Source organism: Brevibacillus sp. BC25 (assembly GCF_000282075.1).
Lineage (GTDB): Bacteria > Bacillota > Bacilli > Brevibacillales > Brevibacillaceae > Brevibacillus.
Map to the genome: position 1 here is coordinate 13,757 of NZ_AKIX01000024.1, position 19,132 is coordinate 32,888.

Genomic DNA, 19,132 nt, shown 5'->3' on the forward strand with positions numbered 1-19,132 from the left:
CTTATTGCTCCTCTTTTACTTTGCGAAATCTCGGTTTCACTGGCTGAATGAGATAGATGGAGAGTAAAAGGCAGAACAGTGTGATGACCCCGAAAAACAGGCAGTAAACCGCGAACGGGTCCACATTCCCAATCCTGATCTGCGGCCCTTCTTCAAAAATGTTTAACATCGCAAACAATGGATTGAAATTATGCAGGAGATCTGGCCAGTCCGGCATATTCGCGGATGACATACCACCCGACCGGCGCTGGTACCGAATGAACTCTTTGATTATTTCCGCCAGTATGCTCGATCCAATCGCATATCCGAACACCACGGCATAAGTGACAACCGTAGCGATACCAGTCCGTTTGATCAGCGTGGACATGAGCACACCAATGCTGCCGATGCCGAGCATCGTAATGACGTAAAAGCCAAACACCTTGATCACTTGTGCAGGTGAGATTCCTCCATACAAAAAGACGATGGCATAGAGCGGGATGGTCGCAATGACCAGAAAGGTCATGAAGCTGAGCGACGCCAGCCATTTGCCTAAAATCAATCGTGTGGCGCTGACATTCGTGGTCAATAACACACTCAACGTCTGGCGTTCGCGCTCACCGGAAATCACACCTGCCGTTAGTCCCGGCACGACGAAGCAGATCATCCCGAGCTGAAACACAGACAGCATCATGAACAGCTCGCGCGTATCATTCGGGTTATAATAGCTGCCGCCGTTTGTCATAAAGAAAATCAGCGTGAGCGTCATTGCGCCCAAAACGAGCAAATAGAGCAGGATGATCCACGGTGACCGATTGGTCCGCATCCGCATTTTCCATTCATTGAACAAGACAGGATTGCGAAATCGTCTCAAGTCGCTCATGAGCCCACCCCTTTCGTAATTTCCAGGAAGATTTCTTCCAAATCACCAACTGCTTCATTAAACGCGGCAACAGGATAGCCTGACACCGCAAGCTCCCGCAGTAGCTCAACCTGTTCTTCGTCATTGCCTGAAAAGCCCGCAACGACCCAGTTCCCTTCGCGTGTCACCCTGGTAATGCCGGGCATCTCACGCAAGCGCGTCATTGCTTCATCAACCCGATCCAACAGGCGGATGCGCAATACCCGCTGTTCTTGCATTTTCGAGTAAATCTCATCGACTCGTCCAAAGGCAACAAGATTGCCTTCCTCCACAATCCCGATGACATCGCACATCTCCGCTAGCTCAGGCAATATGTGCGAGCTAATGATAATCGTCTTGCCCATGTCCCGCAGTTCCTTCAAAATCTCCCGCAGCTCGATTCGTGCACGCGGGTCTAAACCAGAGGCCGGTTCATCCAAAATGAGTACTTCCGGATTGTGAACCAGCGAGCGGGCCAACCCGAGTCGCTGCTTCATCCCCCGCGACAACGAGTCAACGTAGGCATCCCGCTTGTGAGTGAGATTCACCAGCTCTAATAACTGCGGAATGATTTGTCTTCGTTCAGCTGCCGGGATATCGTAGTTCGCGCCGTAAAAATCGAGGTACTCTTCTGCTGTCAAATTGTCGTAGACACCAAAAAAGTCAGGCATGTAGCCGATCAGCTTGCGCACTTCCTTTGGATGCTTGGTCACTTCGTAACCGCCTACGTATGCTTTCCCACTTGTCGGCTCCAATAAAGTTGCCAAAATGGACATCGTCGTCGATTTTCCTGCCCCGTTCGGACCGACGAAACCAAAAACGGTACCCTTGTCAATTTCGAGCGAAAGTCCTTTTAACGCTTCCATTTTTCCGTAGCGCTTGCGCAAATTTTGGATCTGGATCACTTCTTGCTCACCTTCCCTTCCACACTGACACTTGGAACCCCAATGTGGCGATCATCCTCAAACTGGTGGGCAAATTTGATGCGGACAATGCCGTCGCCCGAAACATAAGTAGTGGTCTTGTCGCTTGTCATGACGTTGTTCATGAATGCTTTTTCAAATGGTTCGAAAGCTTTTGTCTTCCAGTTGTAAACCTCTTTTTCAAATGTCGTATTGTCCTCTGACCAGGTGTACAGATACAAATTGCTAATAGCAAGATCCTGCCCTTCCTGATTCAGATTGATGTCAAAGGTAATGTCCCCGGCCGGAAGTCTAAAGCCATCTCCGAAGTCATCTACCGGAACAGAGCTGCCCGACATCGTCACATCAAACGATCCCGTCGGATAATAAATGTGTCCGTCCTTAGATGGACTCACTTGCAGTGTCGAAGTGACCATGGCAATGCTGCTGTTCTCCGTATTTTCGTTTGGTACGACAGCCTCAACAACTTGCTCATCGGTCCAGCCTACGAGTTTCACCACTTCAGACTGACCACCACGTCTGTCCATCATGTCGAGCATTTCCACGATGACTTGCTCGCGCGTTTGTCTGTCATAGCCATTCGATTGCATATGCTGCGGCAGTGCATGCCCCGTATTCATCCGATTTTGGTTCCGCCTTGCTTGATGTTGAGAGGCAAACGGCAAGTTTACTTCGATACTGCTGCCAGCTGCCAACTGCGGAAACTCTTGTACCGTTATACCTGTCGAGACCGTCACATCTCGCAGCGAGTACTTCGTATTGTTTGTCACAGTTCCTTTCAGTGCGCCATTCTCATACGACAGGTTCGATTCTATCTTTCCTACGTCCGGTAAGGATTGCTCCGTCGCAACCTTGCGCATCGACCAGAATTCTACATCTCGGAAATCAATATGGGTCTGATCTGGCTGTATGGAAATCCACGTTTTCGGAACTTGATCCATATAATTTCTTTCAATGACAGGTTGGGTCATGCCCTCTCCCTTTAAAGTCAGACGATAGTCGTCATTACTCGGTACGAATAATGCGGTTACGCTTATCGCATTCGCCTGACCGTTGTTTTGCAGCTCAACATAACCTACCTGGTGCAGCTTTACACCCACACCGCGCTGGATGGCACCAATCGAGAAGATTCCGATTCCCGCCAACACCGAAATGGCAGGGACGATCACCCACATGTAGCTTTGCTTGCGGCCTCTCCGCAAAATATAGAAAAGGACTGGCCCTGCAATCAGGGCATAGATTCCGAAAAATACAGCGAACCAGCCAACCTCCGGAATTTTCAAGGATGGGACTTGATCAGCAGCATCCCGAAGCGGCCATACGTTGTCGATCACGCTCCTATTTGAAGCTGAAGCGTTGATGGAAGAACCAAAAGCCTTTACTAATGTATCTGCCCAAAAGCGGCTGTTTCCTGCCCAGCTGGCTACTGGTTCCGCCGCCAAATCATAGGCTACGTACAATACTTTTCCGGCTCCCACGTTATGTACAGCCATCAGCGAAATATTTCCTTCGGTGTACAAAACTTTCCCTGTCTTCAATGTCCCATTGCTTACAGTAAAGGGCGATGTTAGTGCAATTGGATTGGTCTTATCCACTTTTAAACTAGAGAGTGTCTGTACACTCGTCACTCCTGTCACTTCTACTGGTGACAAGTCGCCTAAAACTCCTCCAGCTTTCTTGTACTGTGCTCCTCCGGCTAAAATCAGCATCCCGCCAGATTTCGTCCAATCCCGAATCGCTTTGATCTGCTGTTCATTCAATGAATCCAAAGCAAAATTATTGATGACGAGCATGTTAATCATCTGAAGCTGTGTACCTGTCACTGGCATATTGTCTGCCTTCATCGTCAAGAGCTGGACAGGGTTATGAATAGAGCCTTTCGGTAGTACACCAAGGAAGTTAGCTGTGTCGGGGTTTTCTGCCAACACACCGATCATCAGCGTATCTTCGCTGTATGAACTACCTGTTATCGGCGTTTGCGCGATCATCTTATTATTTTGCATCAAGGCCACAAAAGAACTGCCATGCAGCTCTGATCCAGGAACGAGAATCGTTACCTGCTTGGTCACTCCGCTTGCAATCGAAACCGGCTGGTAATTGGCAACCGCGAAGCGTCTGTCTCCCTGTTCCCCAGTGGCGACAAACAGCTCCCCTTCAATATCCGCCCCTCCATTTTTCACCGTGACGACAACGGGAACCATTCCCGTTTGCCTGTACTTTCCTTCAATTCCGACTGTTACTCCCAGCTGAATGTTTCCCTCTGCCAAAGCTGTCCCCGTTAATCCTACAGGAACACCTGCTACCAACAGGAGGAACGCACAGAAGGCCAGGAGCCATCGCTTGCACTGCGCCGTTTTCATTCGTTCAAAACCTCCACGGACCATTCTTTTTTCTTCCTATCTTTTCATCTCATACAGTTATTGACGTTATTTCCAGACAAATAGCTACATTTTTTTCAAAATGAAGTCGATTGGTCACTATGTACAAGTGGATTTTACACGGCTGTTGGAAAATCCTTCTCGTAACCGAGAGCTTAGCTTTTTTCGCTTCTTTAATGAATCTTAACAATCAGGTTCTACAGTATGGGAGAAAGGAGGCGGAACATCATGCAAGACGCTATCTTCTGGGGCCCGTTGATTATCAAGTACGAATGGATCGCAATTGCCCTTTCTGCTCTGACAGCTTATATAGTCATGAAGTATTGGGTGAAGAACCAGATCGATGTAAGCAAGCCGATTATGGAGGATATATCCAGTGTGCTTTTCTGGGCTTTCTTGATTTGGAAGTTTAGTGTCATTCTTTTCAATCCCGTTAGTGTGCTGAACAATCCTTACTACCTTCTTTATTTTTCAGGGGGCGAACGAGGAATTTGGCTAGCTGCAATCGTCGTCCTTTGTTTTCTGTACATTCAATCCAAAAGGCGCACCATCTCCTTTTGGTTGTATGCCTCAGTCATGGCGGTGGGCTTGTTCACCTATCAATTCGTCTATTCTCTGTTCCCACTTTTGCTCAACCAACCGCTGCAATTACGCCTATATGATCTCAGCCAGCTTGTCCTTGCGATCGTACTGCTGATCTGGATGTACCGCAAAAAAGAGAGAATTGGGAACCCCCGTGACATTAATCACCTCATCCTTTGGTATAGCATGGGACAAATTTTTAACGGCTTTCTGAAAGGTCATTCTGTCGCGGTGTTTTTAGGTTTATCCAGTGAGCAGCTATTCTTTTTAGTCATTACCCTGTGCTGTTTGTTTTTTCAAAATCTCAGCAAAGAAAGAAGCTTGCAAGAATCGTAAGCATGGAGGATTTATCAATGGATCAAATTTCAATCTTATTTGCTATTGCGGCAGGAATGCTATCGTTTTTCTCCCCTTGTATTTTTCCGCTTTTGCCCGCTTATGTGGCCAATCTTACGGGTTCCTATGTGAGCGGCGACAAGATAAGTGTTTCCAAAAAAGTGCTGATGGTTCGTTCTCTCCTTTTCATCCTTGGCTTTACAGTAGTTTTCATGATGATGGGCGCCTCTGCCAGTGTGATCGGACAATTTTTTGCTGCCAATCGAGGGGTATTAGAAAAGGTCGCTGGCCTGCTCATTATCCTATTCGGTCTACAGACAGCTGGGCTATTAAACCTGCGTTTTCTCATGTTTCAAAAGCAATGGGAAACCAAGGGGCCCAAGAACGGATGGCACTCATTTGTAGTCGGTCTCGCTTTTGGGACAGGCTGGACACCTTGTGTTGGCCTCGCTTTATCTTCGATCCTGCTCTTGGCAGGGTCTGCTGAAACGATGTACAGTGGGATCTTTTTGCTGCTGTTTTATTCGCTCGGCTTAGGAGTGCCTTTTCTCTTGATTTCTTTACTGATTACAAGATCATTAGGTGTCATGAAAAAAGTAAATAAATGGCTGCCACGGCTGTCTCTGATAAATGGTTGGATTTTGATTGTGATGGGCTTGCTGCTGTTTACGGGGCAATTACAAAAATTAAGTGCCTGGCTGGCGCAATTCGCTCCAGTGCTATAATGAAAGGATGATTTTCCATGAAGAAAAATATAATCGTGATTGTACTCCTGCTCGGATTGGTTGGATGGGGAGCTTACGATACTATACAGAAAAATGATGTCCGTGAAGCAAGACTAACGAGCAGTGAGCAAGCGACGACTGACTCTTCCCTGACTGTTGGGATTAACCAAGGCAACCTAGCGCCTGACTTCGAGCTAAACACACTGGATGGAAAAAGTATCAAGCTTTCCGATTTGCGAGGAAAAAAGGTCATCGTAAATATGTGGGCAACCTGGTGTCCACCTTGTCGAGCAGAAATGCCGGACATGCAAAAGTTTTACGAGAAATACAAAGATGAAAATGTCACGATTCTTGCTGTAAATATGACCACATCAGAGAAAAATGTAGACAGTATCCCCACATTTTTAGATGAATTCGGGATTACATTTCCGGTCGTACTGGATGAACAAAACGAGGTAGCGGATATCTATCAAGTCGTAGCACTCCCTTCCAGCTATATCATTGATTCGAATGGCGTCATTCAACAGAAAGTAATCGGTCCGATGAATTATGAGATGATGGAAAATATGGTTGCACAGACACGTTAGTGAGTCGGGAGGTATGCAAAATGGCAGTCAAGGGGACCGGAATATTAGTAGTAGAGGATGACGTGAAGATTCGTAAACTCATTGTCCTGTACCTCGAAAGGGAAGGATATGAGGTATATGAAGCCGGAGACGGAGAGGAAGCCCTCGTTGCCTTTCGAAAATACGACCCTTGCCTTGTTATTCTAGACTTAATGCTCCCAAAAGTAAGCGGAGAAGAAGTTTGCAAAAGCATCCGGGCAGATTGGAAGGAAGAAATCCCTATCATCATGTTAACGGCAAAGGTCGAGGAACAGAGCCGGATTGAAGGCTTAAAATCAGGCGCAGATGATTATGTGACGAAGCCATTTAGCCCGGGTGAACTCGTAGCACGGGTAGAATCTATCTTGCGTAGAACAAACCAACGATGCAGCAAAATTACGTATCGGGGCCTAACGATAAAAGCATTACGCGGGGAAGTTCATTACCTAGGAGAGAGCATTTCGCTAACACAGCATGAATTTCGCCTGTTGTATTTTTTGATGATGCACCCCAATCAAATTCTGACTAGGGAACAGATCATTGATGAACTGTATCCCCACAATGAAAAGGTCGTGACGGAAAGAACGATTGATGTGCACATCGGCAAGCTGAGAGAAAAACTGAAGTGGGATGGTGACAGCGAACTCATTGAAACCATCCGGGGAATGGGGTATCGCTTTGTTGCTTATCAAAAATAATCCTGTTCGAATCAATATTTTATGGAAGCTTATTTTGATCAACGCAGCTGTGATTGGTATCGCGATCTGGCTTGCTGGCGTTACTGTGAAAGACTATGCCTGCCTGCTTTTTGCAAACTCCCCCTCTGTAAGTCAAGCAGAGAGTGCTGCATTTACGCAGACGATGCAGACATTTTTGATCAAAGCCAGCTTGGCAACCGCAGTGATTGCTGGGATTTTCCACTACTTTTTCGTCAAGAAGCTGCTTCAACCGCTCAAGAAATTAGGAAGTGCTACACGACAAATGGCTCAAGGAGACATGCCTGATCCTCTCACCATTCGTGTTCGCGATGAAATCGGTCAGTTGACGGATGATTTCAATCAGTTAAGCCTGAAATTGAAGCAAGTCGAAGAGCTACGAAAAAAAATGCTGGCTGATATTGCCCATGAACTGCGTACCCCATTAACCAATATTAACGGGTATTTGGAAGCACTAAGCTCTGGAATTATTCAAGGCTCGGTCGAGCTGTTCCAATCCCTTCACGAAGAATCCATACGCATTACCCGTTTGGTAGAGCAGCTGCACCAATTAAATGTCTGGCAAGGAAAGAAAATATCGAACGACAATAAGAGGAGTGTACTCGCTATCGATAAGATTATGGAATCTTGTCTCGAGCATTTTTCATTGGAGTTCAGGAACAAAGAAATAGCGATATCCTCCGATATAGAGACAGCGCAAGTAATCGGAGATGAAGACGGGTTAAAACAAGTGTTGCATAATCTCCTGACGAATGCACTGCAATATGACGAGGGTGGTTGGGTGTCTATTACAGGAGGGCACACTGAGTCTGCCTACCAGGTTACCGTCACAAATATCGGCCAGCCGATTCCGAAAGAAAAAGAATCTCTCATTTTCGAGAGATTCTATCGGTTAGATTCGTCCCGGAGTAGGGATACAGGTGGATCGGGATTAGGCTTATCTCTCGTAAAGGAAATTATCGAGCAACAGAACGGAAAAGTTGGGTTGCAGTCACAAGGGACGCAGCATTCCTTTTGGTTTACCATACCTTTGCAGCATCCCACATCAAATTGAACGCTTTCCTATGCCATACCCTACATCCTGAAGTCTCGCCGGACTAGCTCGTCTACAATCACTTGGTCGTGCGTGGCGAGTGAGCATTCGCGCCCAGCTAGCACACACATGTCAGCCAGCTCCAGGTATCGTTCGTTCAACTCCACTGAACGCGCCAATGCGATTTCCTGGGGTTCCTTGAATGCGCCTTTGACCAAACGAATTTTCCCCGGGAGTCCTAGCACCCGTTTCACATCATCCAACGAGCGGTGCAAATGTGCTTGAATCGTAATGCCCACATTTTCATGTCGCTGTGCCAAGCGCTCATACATGCTGATGATCGCCTCTGTTTTCGTCGATTCCTCCATGCTGATCATCAAATACTGTCCGCTATGCCCCGCCCGCTCCGCCAGCTCTTCTCTCAATTGTCCAAAAGAAGAGCCAAATCTCTCGAATCCATCTCAAGATTTGGCTCTCGTTTTACTATTTATCTGTTAGCGAAAGCGTCCACAGCAGCCAGGAGGGCACCAACGACAATGATCTGGGCATCTCCGTCTGTGGTCAAACTCCCAACTCCTGAAAGGTCTCTGCCAGTCTCCTCCACGATCCCATCCTGGTGGCCGTTCCCGATCTCTTTGCCAAGGGTAATAAGAAGACTGCCCTTCCCTCGGAGAATACGATGATTGCCATTGAGAGCTTTGATAATTCACGCAACCGCCTTCTTTCCTCTTATTTTTGTTGACTATATGTGTATATGCACGGTGACGTTCATCCGCATAGACTCCTGACCTTTATACAAATAAAAGGGTATCTACCTACCTCCCCTATCATCGTCACCTACCTATTTTATTTACGGACAAACACAAAAAAACCGGTATTCCTACGAACAGGAATGACCGGCTTTTGACTACCCTGATATGCCATTATGATTTCGTCCACAGCTCTCTGCGAGAAGTGGTTACAGATGTCGCACCGGCAAGAATAGCACGATCCACATCTTCTTTTGTACGAATAAATCCTCCAGCGATAACCGGAATATTGGTTCGTACAGTGATTTCTTCGATCAGGTGGGGAATGATTCCTGGCAAAACCTCGACGTAATCCGGTTTGGTTCTCGCAAGCTGGGTAAGGCTGCTATCTAATGCCATCGTATCAATGAGAAAAAGTCGTTGGATGGAAATGAGCCCTTTTTTCTTGGCGGCAAGAACGGCACTGTTCCGTGTGGTGATGATTCCTTCGGGCTGTGCTTCTTGCGCAAGAAACTCCATCGCATATTCATCAGACTTCAAGCCGTCTATGAGATCAGCATGGATCAGCAGTTTTTTCCCGAACGCTCTGGCCCGTTTGCCCAGTGGCTTTACTTGCGCTACATGAGCATTCAGCAAAATAATGCGCTCGTAGCAGCTTTCCATGAGTTCATCAAATTCTTTTAATGTCCGGGCTGCAGGAAGTATGACTTGATTGATCTGGTTTGCCAATCACGAATCACCCCTATTGAAATGTTTTCGCAAGATGATATTCCTCTTCAAACGCTTTTATTTCATGTTCTTTTCTTTCATCCGACCATTGCAGCTCATGAGCGAGCTCTTCTCCCACCAATCGATACACGGGCTCCAGTGTATCCCTCTCGAAGAATAGTCTGCCACTGCGACGAATCAGAAAATCGCTCATGGTCATGACCATTTCTTCCTTTACAGCGTAGCGCAGTTCTGCTTTCAGCAGTGCTTCGATCGGAGACACATTTTGAGCATTTTGTGTCAAAAGCTCCTGGCACATCGTTACGATTTGCTCACTGTTGCTTCCATATTTCCCGACCAGAACGCGGATTTGTTCCTCGGTGATTCCCCATTGGCGAAGTCGCTCTGCCTGTGCTTTCACAAATACAGGAATCTTGGCTGCGGAGTCAAAATTTCCGCCAGCGAGGACGATTTTGTCTGTCCGGCAAGCTTCAAATGCTCTGCCCTCTTCTTCGGTCAACTGCTTGGCCACCACATCCACAATGCGCTCGGCCATCTTGCGGAAGCCCGTCAATTTTCCACCTGCGATCGTAATCAGCCCGCTTTTGGAGTAAAAAATCTCGTCCTTACGTGACAATTCGGATGGAGACTTGCCATCTTCATGGATCAGCGGTCTGAGTCCTGCCCAACTGGAGCTGACATCCTGTTCCGTCAGCTTCACAGAAGGGAACATCTCGTTCGCGGCATTCAATACATACTGCATGTCTTCTCTCGTCACCGTTGGTCGCTCCAGCACACCTTTGTAATTCGTGTCAGTGGTACCGATATACGTACTGTTATTGCGCGGAATGGCAAACAGCATGCGCCCATCGGATACATCGAAGTAAACGGCCTGCTTCAACGGCAGTCTGTTATATGGCACGACCAGATGGACACCTTTTGTCAGATGGAGGCGCTTGCCGTACAGGGAGTGGTCTTTTTCTCGAAGCTGATCCACCCAAGGACCTGCTGCGTTGACGATTTTTTTGGCATGAAGGGAGTACTCTGTACCCGTAAGCAAATCCATCGCGCGAATCCCGATGACTTTGCCGTTTTCATAAATAAAGCCAATGGCTTCAGTATAGTTCACGCAGAGTGCTCCGTGCGAGCTTGCTGTTTTCATGACCTCAACAGTAAGCCTAGCATCATCTGTCCGATATTCAAAATAGAGCCCGCCGCCCTTGAGAATATCGCGGCGCAACAGCGGTTCTGCCTCCACGGTTTTCTGTTTGTTCAGCATGATGCGTCGTTCTTTTCTTTCTACTCCAGCCAGCACATCGTAAACATACAAACCAATAGAGGTTGCCAGCTTGCCATAGGTACCATTTTTCACGATTGGCAAAATCATTTTTTCAGGGATGACGATATGTGGCGCATTGCGATACAAAATAGCTCGCTCCCGGCCTACTTCCCGCACCAGCTGCACATCGCCCTGCTTCAAATAGCGCAATCCTCCATGAACGAGCTTGGTAGAGCGACTGCTGGTACCCGCTGCGAAGTCCTGTTTTTCCACGAGTCCGACACTCAGACCTCTCGCAGCTGCGTCGAGGGCAATACCTGCTCCCGTTACCCCACCGCCAATTACCAAAAGATCGAGTTGTTTGTTTGCCATTTTATCCAGACAAGCCTGGCGTTGACTTGATGATAATGCATGTTGATCGTTCATCGTTCTTCTCATCCTCTCTAAAAGAAAAAGACAGCCAATATCCAAAAGAAGCAATGCAATGTCATTGCCCTTCTGATACTGGCTGTCTCCGTAGTCTCCACAGCATGATTAACTTATCTTTAACTTTAGACCTCTTTTACGCAAAAATCAATGCCTAATCTTGTAACCCATCGTTGCCGTAACAGCTTGCTTCCAACCTGCGTATAGCCCCTGGCGCACTTCCTCCGCCATATCCGGTGAGAAGGAGCGCTCCACCACTTTGTTATTCACAATATCTTCCTTGCTGCCCCAATACCCGACGGCAAGCCCTGCCAGGTAAGCTGCTCCCAGCGCGGTCGTTTCATTGACACGCGGACGCTCAACCTCTGTATTCAGGATGTCGGACTGGAACTGCATCAAAAAGTTGTTCGCCACGGCTCCACCGTCTACTGCCAGCTTTTGCAGCCGGATGCCGGAATCAGCCTCCATCGCTTCAAGCACATCCCGTGTCTGATAAGCCAGAGACTCCAACGCTGCCCGAATCAAATGATCTTCCGTCGTTCCACGGGTCAAGCCAAAGATCGCGCCTCTTGCTTCCATATCCCAATACGGTGCTCCCAGTCCGACAAAAGCAGGAACCATATAAACACCATCTGTGGTGTCAACAGCGAGTGCGTGTTTTTCCGAATCCGATGATTTTCCGATCAGCTTGAGCCCGTCACGCAGCCATTGAATCGCCGCACCAGCTACAAAAATACTGCCTTCCAGGGCGTACTCTACCTTGCCATCCACACCCCAGGCAATGGTCGTCAACAACCCGTTTTTGGATGCAACTGCCTTTTCTCCGGTATTCATCAGCATGAAGCAACCTGTTCCGTATGTGTTTTTGGCCTGCCCTTCCGCAAAGCACGCCTGCCCAAACAAAGCGGCCTGCTGGTCTCCGGCAATCCCGGCAATCGGAATCTGGAATTCGAAAAGCTTCTCGTCTGTGTAGCCGTACAATTCGCTGGAAGGACGGACAGCTGGCAGCATGGCTTTCGGGATTTGCAGCATGTTCAACAGCTCGTCGTCCCACTCCAGGGAATGAATATTAAACATCAACGTGCGCGAAGCATTGGAATAGTCGGTCACATGTACAAGGCCATTGGTCAGCTTCCAAATCAGCCATGTATCAATGGTTCCAAACAAGAGGTCGCCTTTCTCGGCTCTTTCCTGTGCTCCCTCCACATGATCGAGCAGCCATTTTACCTTTGTACCGGAAAAGTAGGCGTCAATCAACAATCCTGTCTTTTCACGAACGGTTTGCTCATAGCCTTGCTCTTTCAACTGGTTGCAAATATCGATGGACTGTCTGCTTTGCCATACAATCGCATTGTGAATCGGCTTGCCCGTGTGCTTATCCCATACCACGGTTGTTTCCCGCTGATTGGTAATCCCGATTCCTGCGATTTCTTCCGGTTTTACATGATTCTCCAGTAAAACCGCTTTCAAAACCTCCAGCTGTGATTCCCAGATTTCCTCGGCATTGTGCTCCACCCAACCCGGCTTCGGATAGATTTGCGTGAATTCCTTCTGGGCAACACCGATAATGGCACCTGATTTATCGAATAAAATAGCACGAGAGCTCGTGGTTCCTTGATCGAGGGAAAGCATATATTTATTGTCCATGACAACTGTTCCTCCTTCACTCATTTGGAATCGCCTTCATTCTTGCCTTTATGTCTAGGAACGCGCACTTTCGGATGCGAGTCGCTCCTTGCTGCCGATTGATTTTTTGGTTGTTATTCCGACCACGATGGCAATCACCATGAAAGCCGCTAATGCTATTACACCTGTCAGCGAATGATCTGTAAACGTCCATTTGTAAAAAAACGCTCCACTTACTGCTCCAATGATAGGTCCAACAACAGGAATCCATGCATAGCGCCAGTTGGACTTTCCTTTGCCGTGGATAGGCAAGAGAGCATGAGCGAGACGAGGTCCCAGGTCACGAGCTGGATTGATCGCATAACCAGTAGTACCACCAAGAGACAAACCGATTGCGACAATCAGGAAACCGACGATAAACGGATTCAGTCCTTCTGCAAATTTATTCGCTCCAATCGCCAGTAGACCGAGCACCAAGAAAAACGTACCTAAAATTTCACTGAACAGATTCGCGACTGTATTAGGAATCGCGGGCCCCGTTGCAAATACGCCCAATTTGGCTCCTGCATCATCCGTCTCACGCCAATGCGGGTAATAAAAGATCCAGACGAATGTCGCTCCCATAAGCGCCCCAATCAGTTGAGCCGCTACGTAGCCCGGCACATGCTCCCACGGAAATTGACCGATGCTTGCCAGTGCAATCGTAAGTGCCGGATTCAAATGCGCTCCGCTAATGCTTCCTACTGCATACGCTCCGCACGCAACTGCCAGCCCCCACCCCAGCGTAATCACAATCCAACCGCCGTTTTGGGAATACGCCTTTTTCAAGTTCTGTCCGGCGCAAACACCTGCCCCCAAAATGATCAAGATCATCGTCCCGATCAATTCCCCTACATAAATAGACATGGCCCATCCTCCCCCTTTTTGGAAAAAACGTAAACCTATTCCCGTAAAGCGCTTACAATACGCTAACTCCTTTGTGGTTTGTTTGGAGAGAAAATAAAAAAGCTAATACTCGCAAAACAAGAGCCAATGCCCTCATTTTACAAATATTAGCTGATCTCCCAATCTCCACAGCACTATTAACTTAAGACCTACTATATAGCCACTGCTCAAAATTTGTCAAGAATCCCTTTCCTTCACTTCTGCCAGTTCTCGCATCAAGCCCGGCAAAAAGAATAACGGGTAAATCAGCAGATACAAGTTCGGAATCCACCAAGACCAATCGTAATCTGCCTTGAACGCCCAAAAAGCGATCGCCTGTAAACCCGAGCAAGATGTCAAAACGAGCGACAGCATGGCGAGCGGCTTCCAGATGTTCCTTCCTCTGCGATAGGCGTACAGACTGGCAAAGCCCGTAATGGAAATAAAAATATCCAATGGAAAAAAGGACAGGTTCCATGCGAGTAAATTGGGGTCGTAGTAATCCTGATACAGATATTCCACAGGGAGAAGCTCAAAAAATGTAATGAGCCAGTATACGACAAAAGCCACATCGGTCACCCAGAAGAACACTAGCATTGCCCTTACATTTTTCTCACTCATTTCGCCTCAGCTACTCCTGTATCTTTCGAAGATTGCGCGTGAGAGGAGTCGCCCAGATTCAACAGCACACAACCCATGATGATCAGTCCGACAGCAATTACTTTTTTGACAGTGAAGGCGTCCTTGAAGATCACCACACCAATGACCGCAATGATCGCCGTGCCGAGACCCGACCAGATGGCATAGGCAGTCCCGACCTCCATTTCCTTGAGCGCCAGGCTCAGCGACGAGAAGCACAAAATATAAAAGATAAACATCATCACACTGGGGACAGGCTTGCTAAGGCCGTCAGACAGCTTCATCGATGTTGTTCCAGCCACCTCTAGCAAAATGGCCATTAATAGATAGACCCAACTCATTATGTTCCTCCTACTTACTTGTTTGAAGACGAAGAATCTACGATGCCACCTAGTAAAATATCGATGACCGCATCCAACGCATCGCCAATCGTCACATGATGCTGGTTTGCTAACTGCTGATCAATCAGCTGGTTGAGCGTTCCAGTATACATCTGAATCAAGATCGGAAGCTGAATACGACGAAACACGCCCTCCTCTCCCCCTTGCTCCAGAATGATCCGAACATGCTCCCACTCCTGTTGATTGAACTCGTCGATCCGCTTCCATTGCTCGGGATAGTAGCGCTTCAGCTCGTACCACACGCGCAGGTCCGTTCGTGAGAAGTTGTTCGGGACCAGTGCCAGGAGCTGTCGCATCTTCTCTACCAAATCGAGGTCAGGATCTTGTAAAATCTGATCTTCCGCTTTACGCAAATCCTCGATGTTTTCTTCAATGACTTTGGTGATCAAGGCTTCTTTCGATGGAAAGCTCGCATACAACGTCTTGGTGCTAACGCCTGCGCGTCGAGCTAAATCGGACATGGTAAAACGGACGCCCTTGGTCTCAATCTCATGATAGGCGCATTGTAGGATTCGCTCCTGCATGTTCTTGCCCCCCTCTCGAAAACAAGGAAAATATTTTGTTTTTCATATTTTCCAAAACGTACTCTAAGCATAACGGCGCACTTGTTCATTGTCAACAATCGCCCAACCACGCTTGGCTCAGTGCCTTAATACCGGGATCGATTTTTTCCAGAGGAATGCCCGCGAAGCCGAGGAAAAACTCTTTTGGCAAGGGATTGGGTGGCACCAGCCATGTAAACGATGCGGACGAGGCTCTCACGCCGGCCTGAATCGCCAGCTTTTTCAGCTCCTCTTCGCTTCGTGCGCTGTTTACCCGCAGCAGGACATGAAAACCCGCATCAGCTCCGATGACAGTCGCTCTTTCGCCAAAATGCTTGTGCACAGCCAGTAGCAGCGTATCGTGCTTTTTGCGGTACAGCTTGCGCATTTTGCGGACATGCTTTTCAAAATATCCTTTTTCCATAAAGGCTTCCATCGTCCGTTGATGCAGTCGGGATGAGGATGGTTCCAGCAATGTCTCGCGCAGCAGGTTGTAGTATGTATCCAGCAGAGATTCTGGCAAGACCATGTACCAAATACCGATAGCTGGCGCCAACACCTGCGCAAAACTCCCCATATAGATAACATTCGCATGCGGGAGCAAACCCTGCATGGATGGAATCGGTCTGCCATGATAACGAAACTCTCCGTCGTAATCGTCTTCGATGATGTATCCTCCCACATTTTTGGCCCATTCGAGCAATTGCAGCCGCTTAGATATGGGCATGATCATCCCACGTGGGTATTGATGAGCCGAAGAAACGGCGGCCAACCCAATCCCTGACTCATATAGCTCACTGACGCTAATTCCGTCCTCTGTCAGTGAGATCGGCACCACGTCGTATCCGTGCTGGCGAAACGTATTGGCAAACAGCAAATATCCCGGATTTTCTACGCCGATGCGTTGGAACTGCGGCTTTACCATCAAACAGATCAAGGACAGCAAGCCAAACTGGTCCGCCCCAATCACCACTTGATTTGGTGAACAAGCGACACCCCGGTACCTGTGCAAATAGTCAGCGATTTGCTTCCTGAGTCCAGCCTCCCCTTGCGGATCTCCATAAAAAAGATTCTCCTGCTGCTCTATATGAAGCGTCTCATTGTACAAACGACGCCAAATCATGGTTGGAAATAACGAAAAATCATTGCGGGAGAGATGAAAGTCATAGACATACTCCCGCTCGTCACGCATCATGGGCCGCTGGATGGTTTGTGTACTCGCACCAGCACCCGGCTTCACTTCAGGATCGGGTAATTTCTCCACATAGTACCCACTGCGCGGTTTGCTTTGGATAAAACCTTCCGCCAGTAGCTGCTGGTATGCCATCTCCACGGGTGTTGTGCTTACGCCCAGCAAGTCAGCCAGCTTGCGAACGGACGGCAGCTTGCTACTCACCGCCAAACGTCCTGCGACGATTTCCTTTTTCAAATAAGCATAAAGCTGTACGTATTGCGGCTCGTTGTCGTTTCCCTGCCAGTTTGGGGTCAAGAGCATCTCGATTTCCCCCTCCATCTGTCCTTTTCATTTTTACAAAACTGCACATTTTCAAGTATACACTTGCTCGTTATCCTAAGAAAAAGAAGTTTTGAACGAACAGGAGGACAACGACTATGTCTATGTCACAGGAGAATACACGTGCAGCGGTTCGCTTTTTGGAAGGAGAACGCGTCTTTTTGCGACCGATCGGCACAGAAGATACTGAAATACTCTACCGTTCCTTGTTCAACAAGGAAACGCGTATGCTGACTGGTACCCAAAAGCATTTCACGCGTGAGCAAATCCACCAGTACATCGAAAACAAAGGCCAGGACTCTTCCAGTGTCCTCTTATTGATCTGCCTGTGTGAAAATGATCAGGTGATTGGCGACGTCCAGATCGGGGATATCGATCGGAATAATCGCAACGCCTTTATCCGAATTTCTATTGACCAAAATGCCCATCAAGGCAAAGGCTACGGAAGCGAAGCCCTCCTGCTAATGCTCGATTATGGTTTTGGCATCCTCAATCTGCATCGTATCGAGCTAAACGTATTTTCCTTTAACGAACGTGCCATCCACACGTATGAAAAGCTCGGCTTCCAACGTGAAGGCATACAGCGCCAAGCCCTGTATTACAACCACACCTATCACGACTCTATTCTCATGTCCATGCTGGCAGATGAGTATCGGGCGAAATATGTGAAGTAACAATGAGAAAATGCACCCGGGGATTATGAAACCCAGGTGCGTTTTTTTAATCAAGGTAAACGACTTCATAAAGGAGTATAATAGAGGAAATGGTAAGAAAAACCACATACAAACAATAGATCAGCGCAAGAAAGAGAGAGTGACATGAAGAGAAAACTCCTATTCACCATCAGCTTGTTCATCATCCTGAGTGTATTGACAGGGTTCCATCCCGCATCAGCCAACACCTTGCAGCAGTCATTGCAAGCAAACCTCGTCCCTGTCTCAAAAATGGAGCTTCCTGCCAAAACCATTATCGGGTTTGGAGAAGCTACGCATGGCAACAAGCAATTCACTACGCTGAAGTTAGCTATTTTTAAGCATTTGGTAGAAAAACAAGGTTATCGCGTATTTGCCATCGAAGGTGATTTTGGCGGCGGACAAAAGGTCAATGAATACATCTTAGGCGGCAGCGGAACTGCACAGGATGCCGCAAAAGCCATCGGATTTACGATTTACAATACAGAAGAAATGGCCGCCCTTCTCTCATGGATGCGCGCCTTTAATGAGCAGCGGGATGCCAAAGATCAAATTCATTTCTATGGCTTTGACATGCAACGCTATGATCATAACAAAAACGGGCTATTCTCCTATTTGAAAAAAGTTGATCCGACACTCGCATCCAAGTATGAGAAGCTGCTTACGAATCTGAATGATAAGACGGTGTATGATCAAAAGATCACCCTCGTACAAGAAGCGCTCTCCCACATAAAAAGCTTGATGGAGCAGATGAAACAAAACCAATCCGTTTACATCACGAAAAGCTCTGAGAAAGAATATGAGCTGGCTACTGCCTTCGCAGAATCAATCAAGCAAAACGCTACACTGCGTGGAACAAATGCGAACTATAGCACCACCCGTGATCGCTATATGGCGGACAAAGTGATGTGGATTTTATCCTTTGAAAAGAAACATTACAGTCACAACAACCTGTTCATCGCCGGACATAATGGACACATTGAAAAAACCTCCACTTCCGTAGGAATGACAACCTGCATGGGGGCACATCTCGCAAAAGCCTTGGGGGACCAATATTACGCAATCGGAAGTGAATTCTACGAAAGCACCTTCCTTGCGAATGACGCCACTACCAATGAGCGCAAAGAGTTTTCGGTAAAAAATAGTGGCAATAATCGGCTAGCTGTTCTGTTTGCACAGACAGGCATGGCGGATGGATTCCTTGACTTTGCAAAGGCAAAACATCATGCGGATTTTTACACCTATTTGAACAAAGCTCAGCCCATCAGTGCAATCGGTGATGTTTTTAGTGGATGGTATGGAAAAATGGAGAAGCTGTATACGTTGCAGATGGTTCCAGCAAAAGCTTTTGATGCGATCATCTTCGTGCGAACTGCTACTCCTTCGGTAATGATAACGGATTAACGGGTGGACATTTGCCTGTTTATAAAATTACGGCAGCCGATTAAACAGGCT

19 protein-coding genes are annotated in these 19,132 nt (G+C 47.6%); 7 read left to right on the forward strand and 12 right to left on the reverse strand.

What is annotated here, in order from left to right; all coding sequences use genetic code 11:
* Position 1: 1 nt before the first annotated feature.
* Genes PMI05_RS05430 through PMI05_RS05440 form a run of 3 tightly spaced genes read right to left on the reverse strand, consistent with a single transcriptional unit; the run spans position 2 to position 4,163 of the window.
* Positions 2 to 862, reverse strand: a complete 861-nt coding sequence (locus tag PMI05_RS05430) for an ABC transporter permease (protein WP_007718381.1) — start codon at positions 860 to 862, stop codon at positions 2 to 4.
* Complete coding sequence (locus PMI05_RS05435) at positions 859 to 1,785, reverse strand: ABC transporter ATP-binding protein (protein ID WP_007718393.1); 927 nt, start codon at positions 1,783 to 1,785, stop codon at positions 859 to 861. Before PMI05_RS05435 ends, PMI05_RS05430 begins: the two co-directional genes overlap by 4 nt.
* Complete coding sequence (locus PMI05_RS05440) at positions 1,782 to 4,163, reverse strand: hypothetical protein (RefSeq protein ID WP_007718398.1); 2,382 nt, start codon at positions 4,161 to 4,163, stop codon at positions 1,782 to 1,784. The genes PMI05_RS05435 and PMI05_RS05440 overlap by 4 nt, the downstream gene beginning before the upstream one ends.
* Before the next feature lie 246 nt (positions 4,164 to 4,409).
* Between PMI05_RS05440 and PMI05_RS05445 the strand changes: the two genes are divergently transcribed.
* From PMI05_RS05445 to PMI05_RS05465, 5 genes are read left to right on the forward strand one after another with little or no spacing between them, the layout of a single operon-like run.
* Complete coding sequence (locus PMI05_RS05445; protein WP_007718401.1) at positions 4,410 to 5,099, forward strand: hypothetical protein; 690 nt, start codon at positions 4,410 to 4,412, stop codon at positions 5,097 to 5,099.
* 17 nt (positions 5,100 to 5,116) lie between these two features.
* Complete coding sequence (locus PMI05_RS05450) at positions 5,117 to 5,824, forward strand: cytochrome c biogenesis CcdA family protein (RefSeq protein ID WP_007718405.1); 708 nt, start codon at positions 5,117 to 5,119, stop codon at positions 5,822 to 5,824.
* A gap of 17 nt (positions 5,825 to 5,841) precedes the next feature.
* Positions 5,842 to 6,411, forward strand: coding sequence for a peroxiredoxin (locus tag PMI05_RS05455; protein ID WP_007718409.1), 570 nt, complete (start codon positions 5,842 to 5,844; stop codon positions 6,409 to 6,411).
* A gap of 20 nt (positions 6,412 to 6,431) precedes the next feature.
* Positions 6,432 to 7,127, forward strand: a complete 696-nt coding sequence (locus PMI05_RS05460) for a response regulator transcription factor (protein ID WP_007718411.1) — start codon at positions 6,432 to 6,434, stop codon at positions 7,125 to 7,127.
* Complete coding sequence (locus PMI05_RS05465; RefSeq protein WP_202949265.1) at positions 7,111 to 8,199, forward strand: cell wall metabolism sensor histidine kinase WalK; 1,089 nt, start codon at positions 7,111 to 7,113, stop codon at positions 8,197 to 8,199. The genes PMI05_RS05460 and PMI05_RS05465 overlap by 17 nt, the downstream gene beginning before the upstream one ends.
* Positions 8,200 to 8,219: 20 nt before the next feature.
* On the opposite strand, the gene PMI05_RS05470 is transcribed toward PMI05_RS05465, so the two are convergent.
* From PMI05_RS05470 to PMI05_RS05510, 9 genes are all read right to left on the reverse strand, one after another.
* A complete protein-coding gene (locus tag PMI05_RS05470) occupies positions 8,220 to 8,603 on the reverse strand; it encodes a proline dehydrogenase family protein (RefSeq protein WP_238543254.1) in 384 nt (127 codons plus the stop codon).
* A gap of 498 nt (positions 8,604 to 9,101) precedes the next feature.
* Positions 9,102 to 9,656, reverse strand: a complete 555-nt coding sequence (locus PMI05_RS05475; RefSeq protein ID WP_007718417.1) for a glycerol-3-phosphate responsive antiterminator — start codon at positions 9,654 to 9,656, stop codon at positions 9,102 to 9,104.
* A gap of 13 nt (positions 9,657 to 9,669) precedes the next feature.
* The gene (locus tag PMI05_RS05480) at positions 9,670 to 11,340 is read right to left on the reverse strand and encodes a glycerol-3-phosphate dehydrogenase/oxidase (protein WP_007718421.1); all 1,671 of its coding nucleotides are present in this window, start codon (positions 11,338 to 11,340) and stop codon (positions 9,670 to 9,672) included.
* A gap of 147 nt (positions 11,341 to 11,487) precedes the next feature.
* On the reverse strand, positions 11,488 to 12,987 hold the full coding sequence (gene glpK, locus PMI05_RS05485; RefSeq protein WP_007718426.1) for a glycerol kinase GlpK: 1,500 nt from the start codon (positions 12,985 to 12,987) through the stop codon (positions 11,488 to 11,490).
* A gap of 54 nt (positions 12,988 to 13,041) precedes the next feature.
* On the reverse strand, positions 13,042 to 13,872 hold the full coding sequence (locus PMI05_RS05490) for an MIP/aquaporin family protein (RefSeq protein ID WP_007718429.1): 831 nt from the start codon (positions 13,870 to 13,872) through the stop codon (positions 13,042 to 13,044).
* Positions 13,873 to 14,088: 216 nt separating this feature from the next.
* Complete coding sequence (locus PMI05_RS05495) at positions 14,089 to 14,511, reverse strand: YvaD family protein (RefSeq protein ID WP_007718431.1); 423 nt, start codon at positions 14,509 to 14,511, stop codon at positions 14,089 to 14,091.
* On the reverse strand, positions 14,508 to 14,870 hold the full coding sequence (locus PMI05_RS05500; protein ID WP_007718433.1) for a multidrug efflux SMR transporter: 363 nt from the start codon (positions 14,868 to 14,870) through the stop codon (positions 14,508 to 14,510). Before PMI05_RS05500 ends, PMI05_RS05495 begins: the two co-directional genes overlap by 4 nt.
* Before the next feature lie 14 nt (positions 14,871 to 14,884).
* Positions 14,885 to 15,454, reverse strand: a complete 570-nt coding sequence (locus PMI05_RS05505; protein WP_007718435.1) for a TetR/AcrR family transcriptional regulator — start codon at positions 15,452 to 15,454, stop codon at positions 14,885 to 14,887.
* A gap of 91 nt (positions 15,455 to 15,545) precedes the next feature.
* Positions 15,546 to 16,967, reverse strand: coding sequence for a PLP-dependent aminotransferase family protein (locus PMI05_RS05510; protein ID WP_007718436.1), 1,422 nt, complete (start codon positions 16,965 to 16,967; stop codon positions 15,546 to 15,548).
* Between the two features lie 116 nt (positions 16,968 to 17,083).
* On the opposite strand from PMI05_RS05510, the gene PMI05_RS05515 reads away from it, so the two are divergent.
* Positions 17,084 to 17,659, forward strand: a complete 576-nt coding sequence (locus PMI05_RS05515; RefSeq protein ID WP_007718439.1) for a GNAT family N-acetyltransferase — start codon at positions 17,084 to 17,086, stop codon at positions 17,657 to 17,659.
* Between the two features lie 144 nt (positions 17,660 to 17,803).
* Positions 17,804 to 19,081, forward strand: a complete 1,278-nt coding sequence (locus tag PMI05_RS05520; RefSeq protein ID WP_007718449.1) for an erythromycin esterase family protein — start codon at positions 17,804 to 17,806, stop codon at positions 19,079 to 19,081.
* Positions 19,082 to 19,132: the final 51 nt, after the last annotated feature.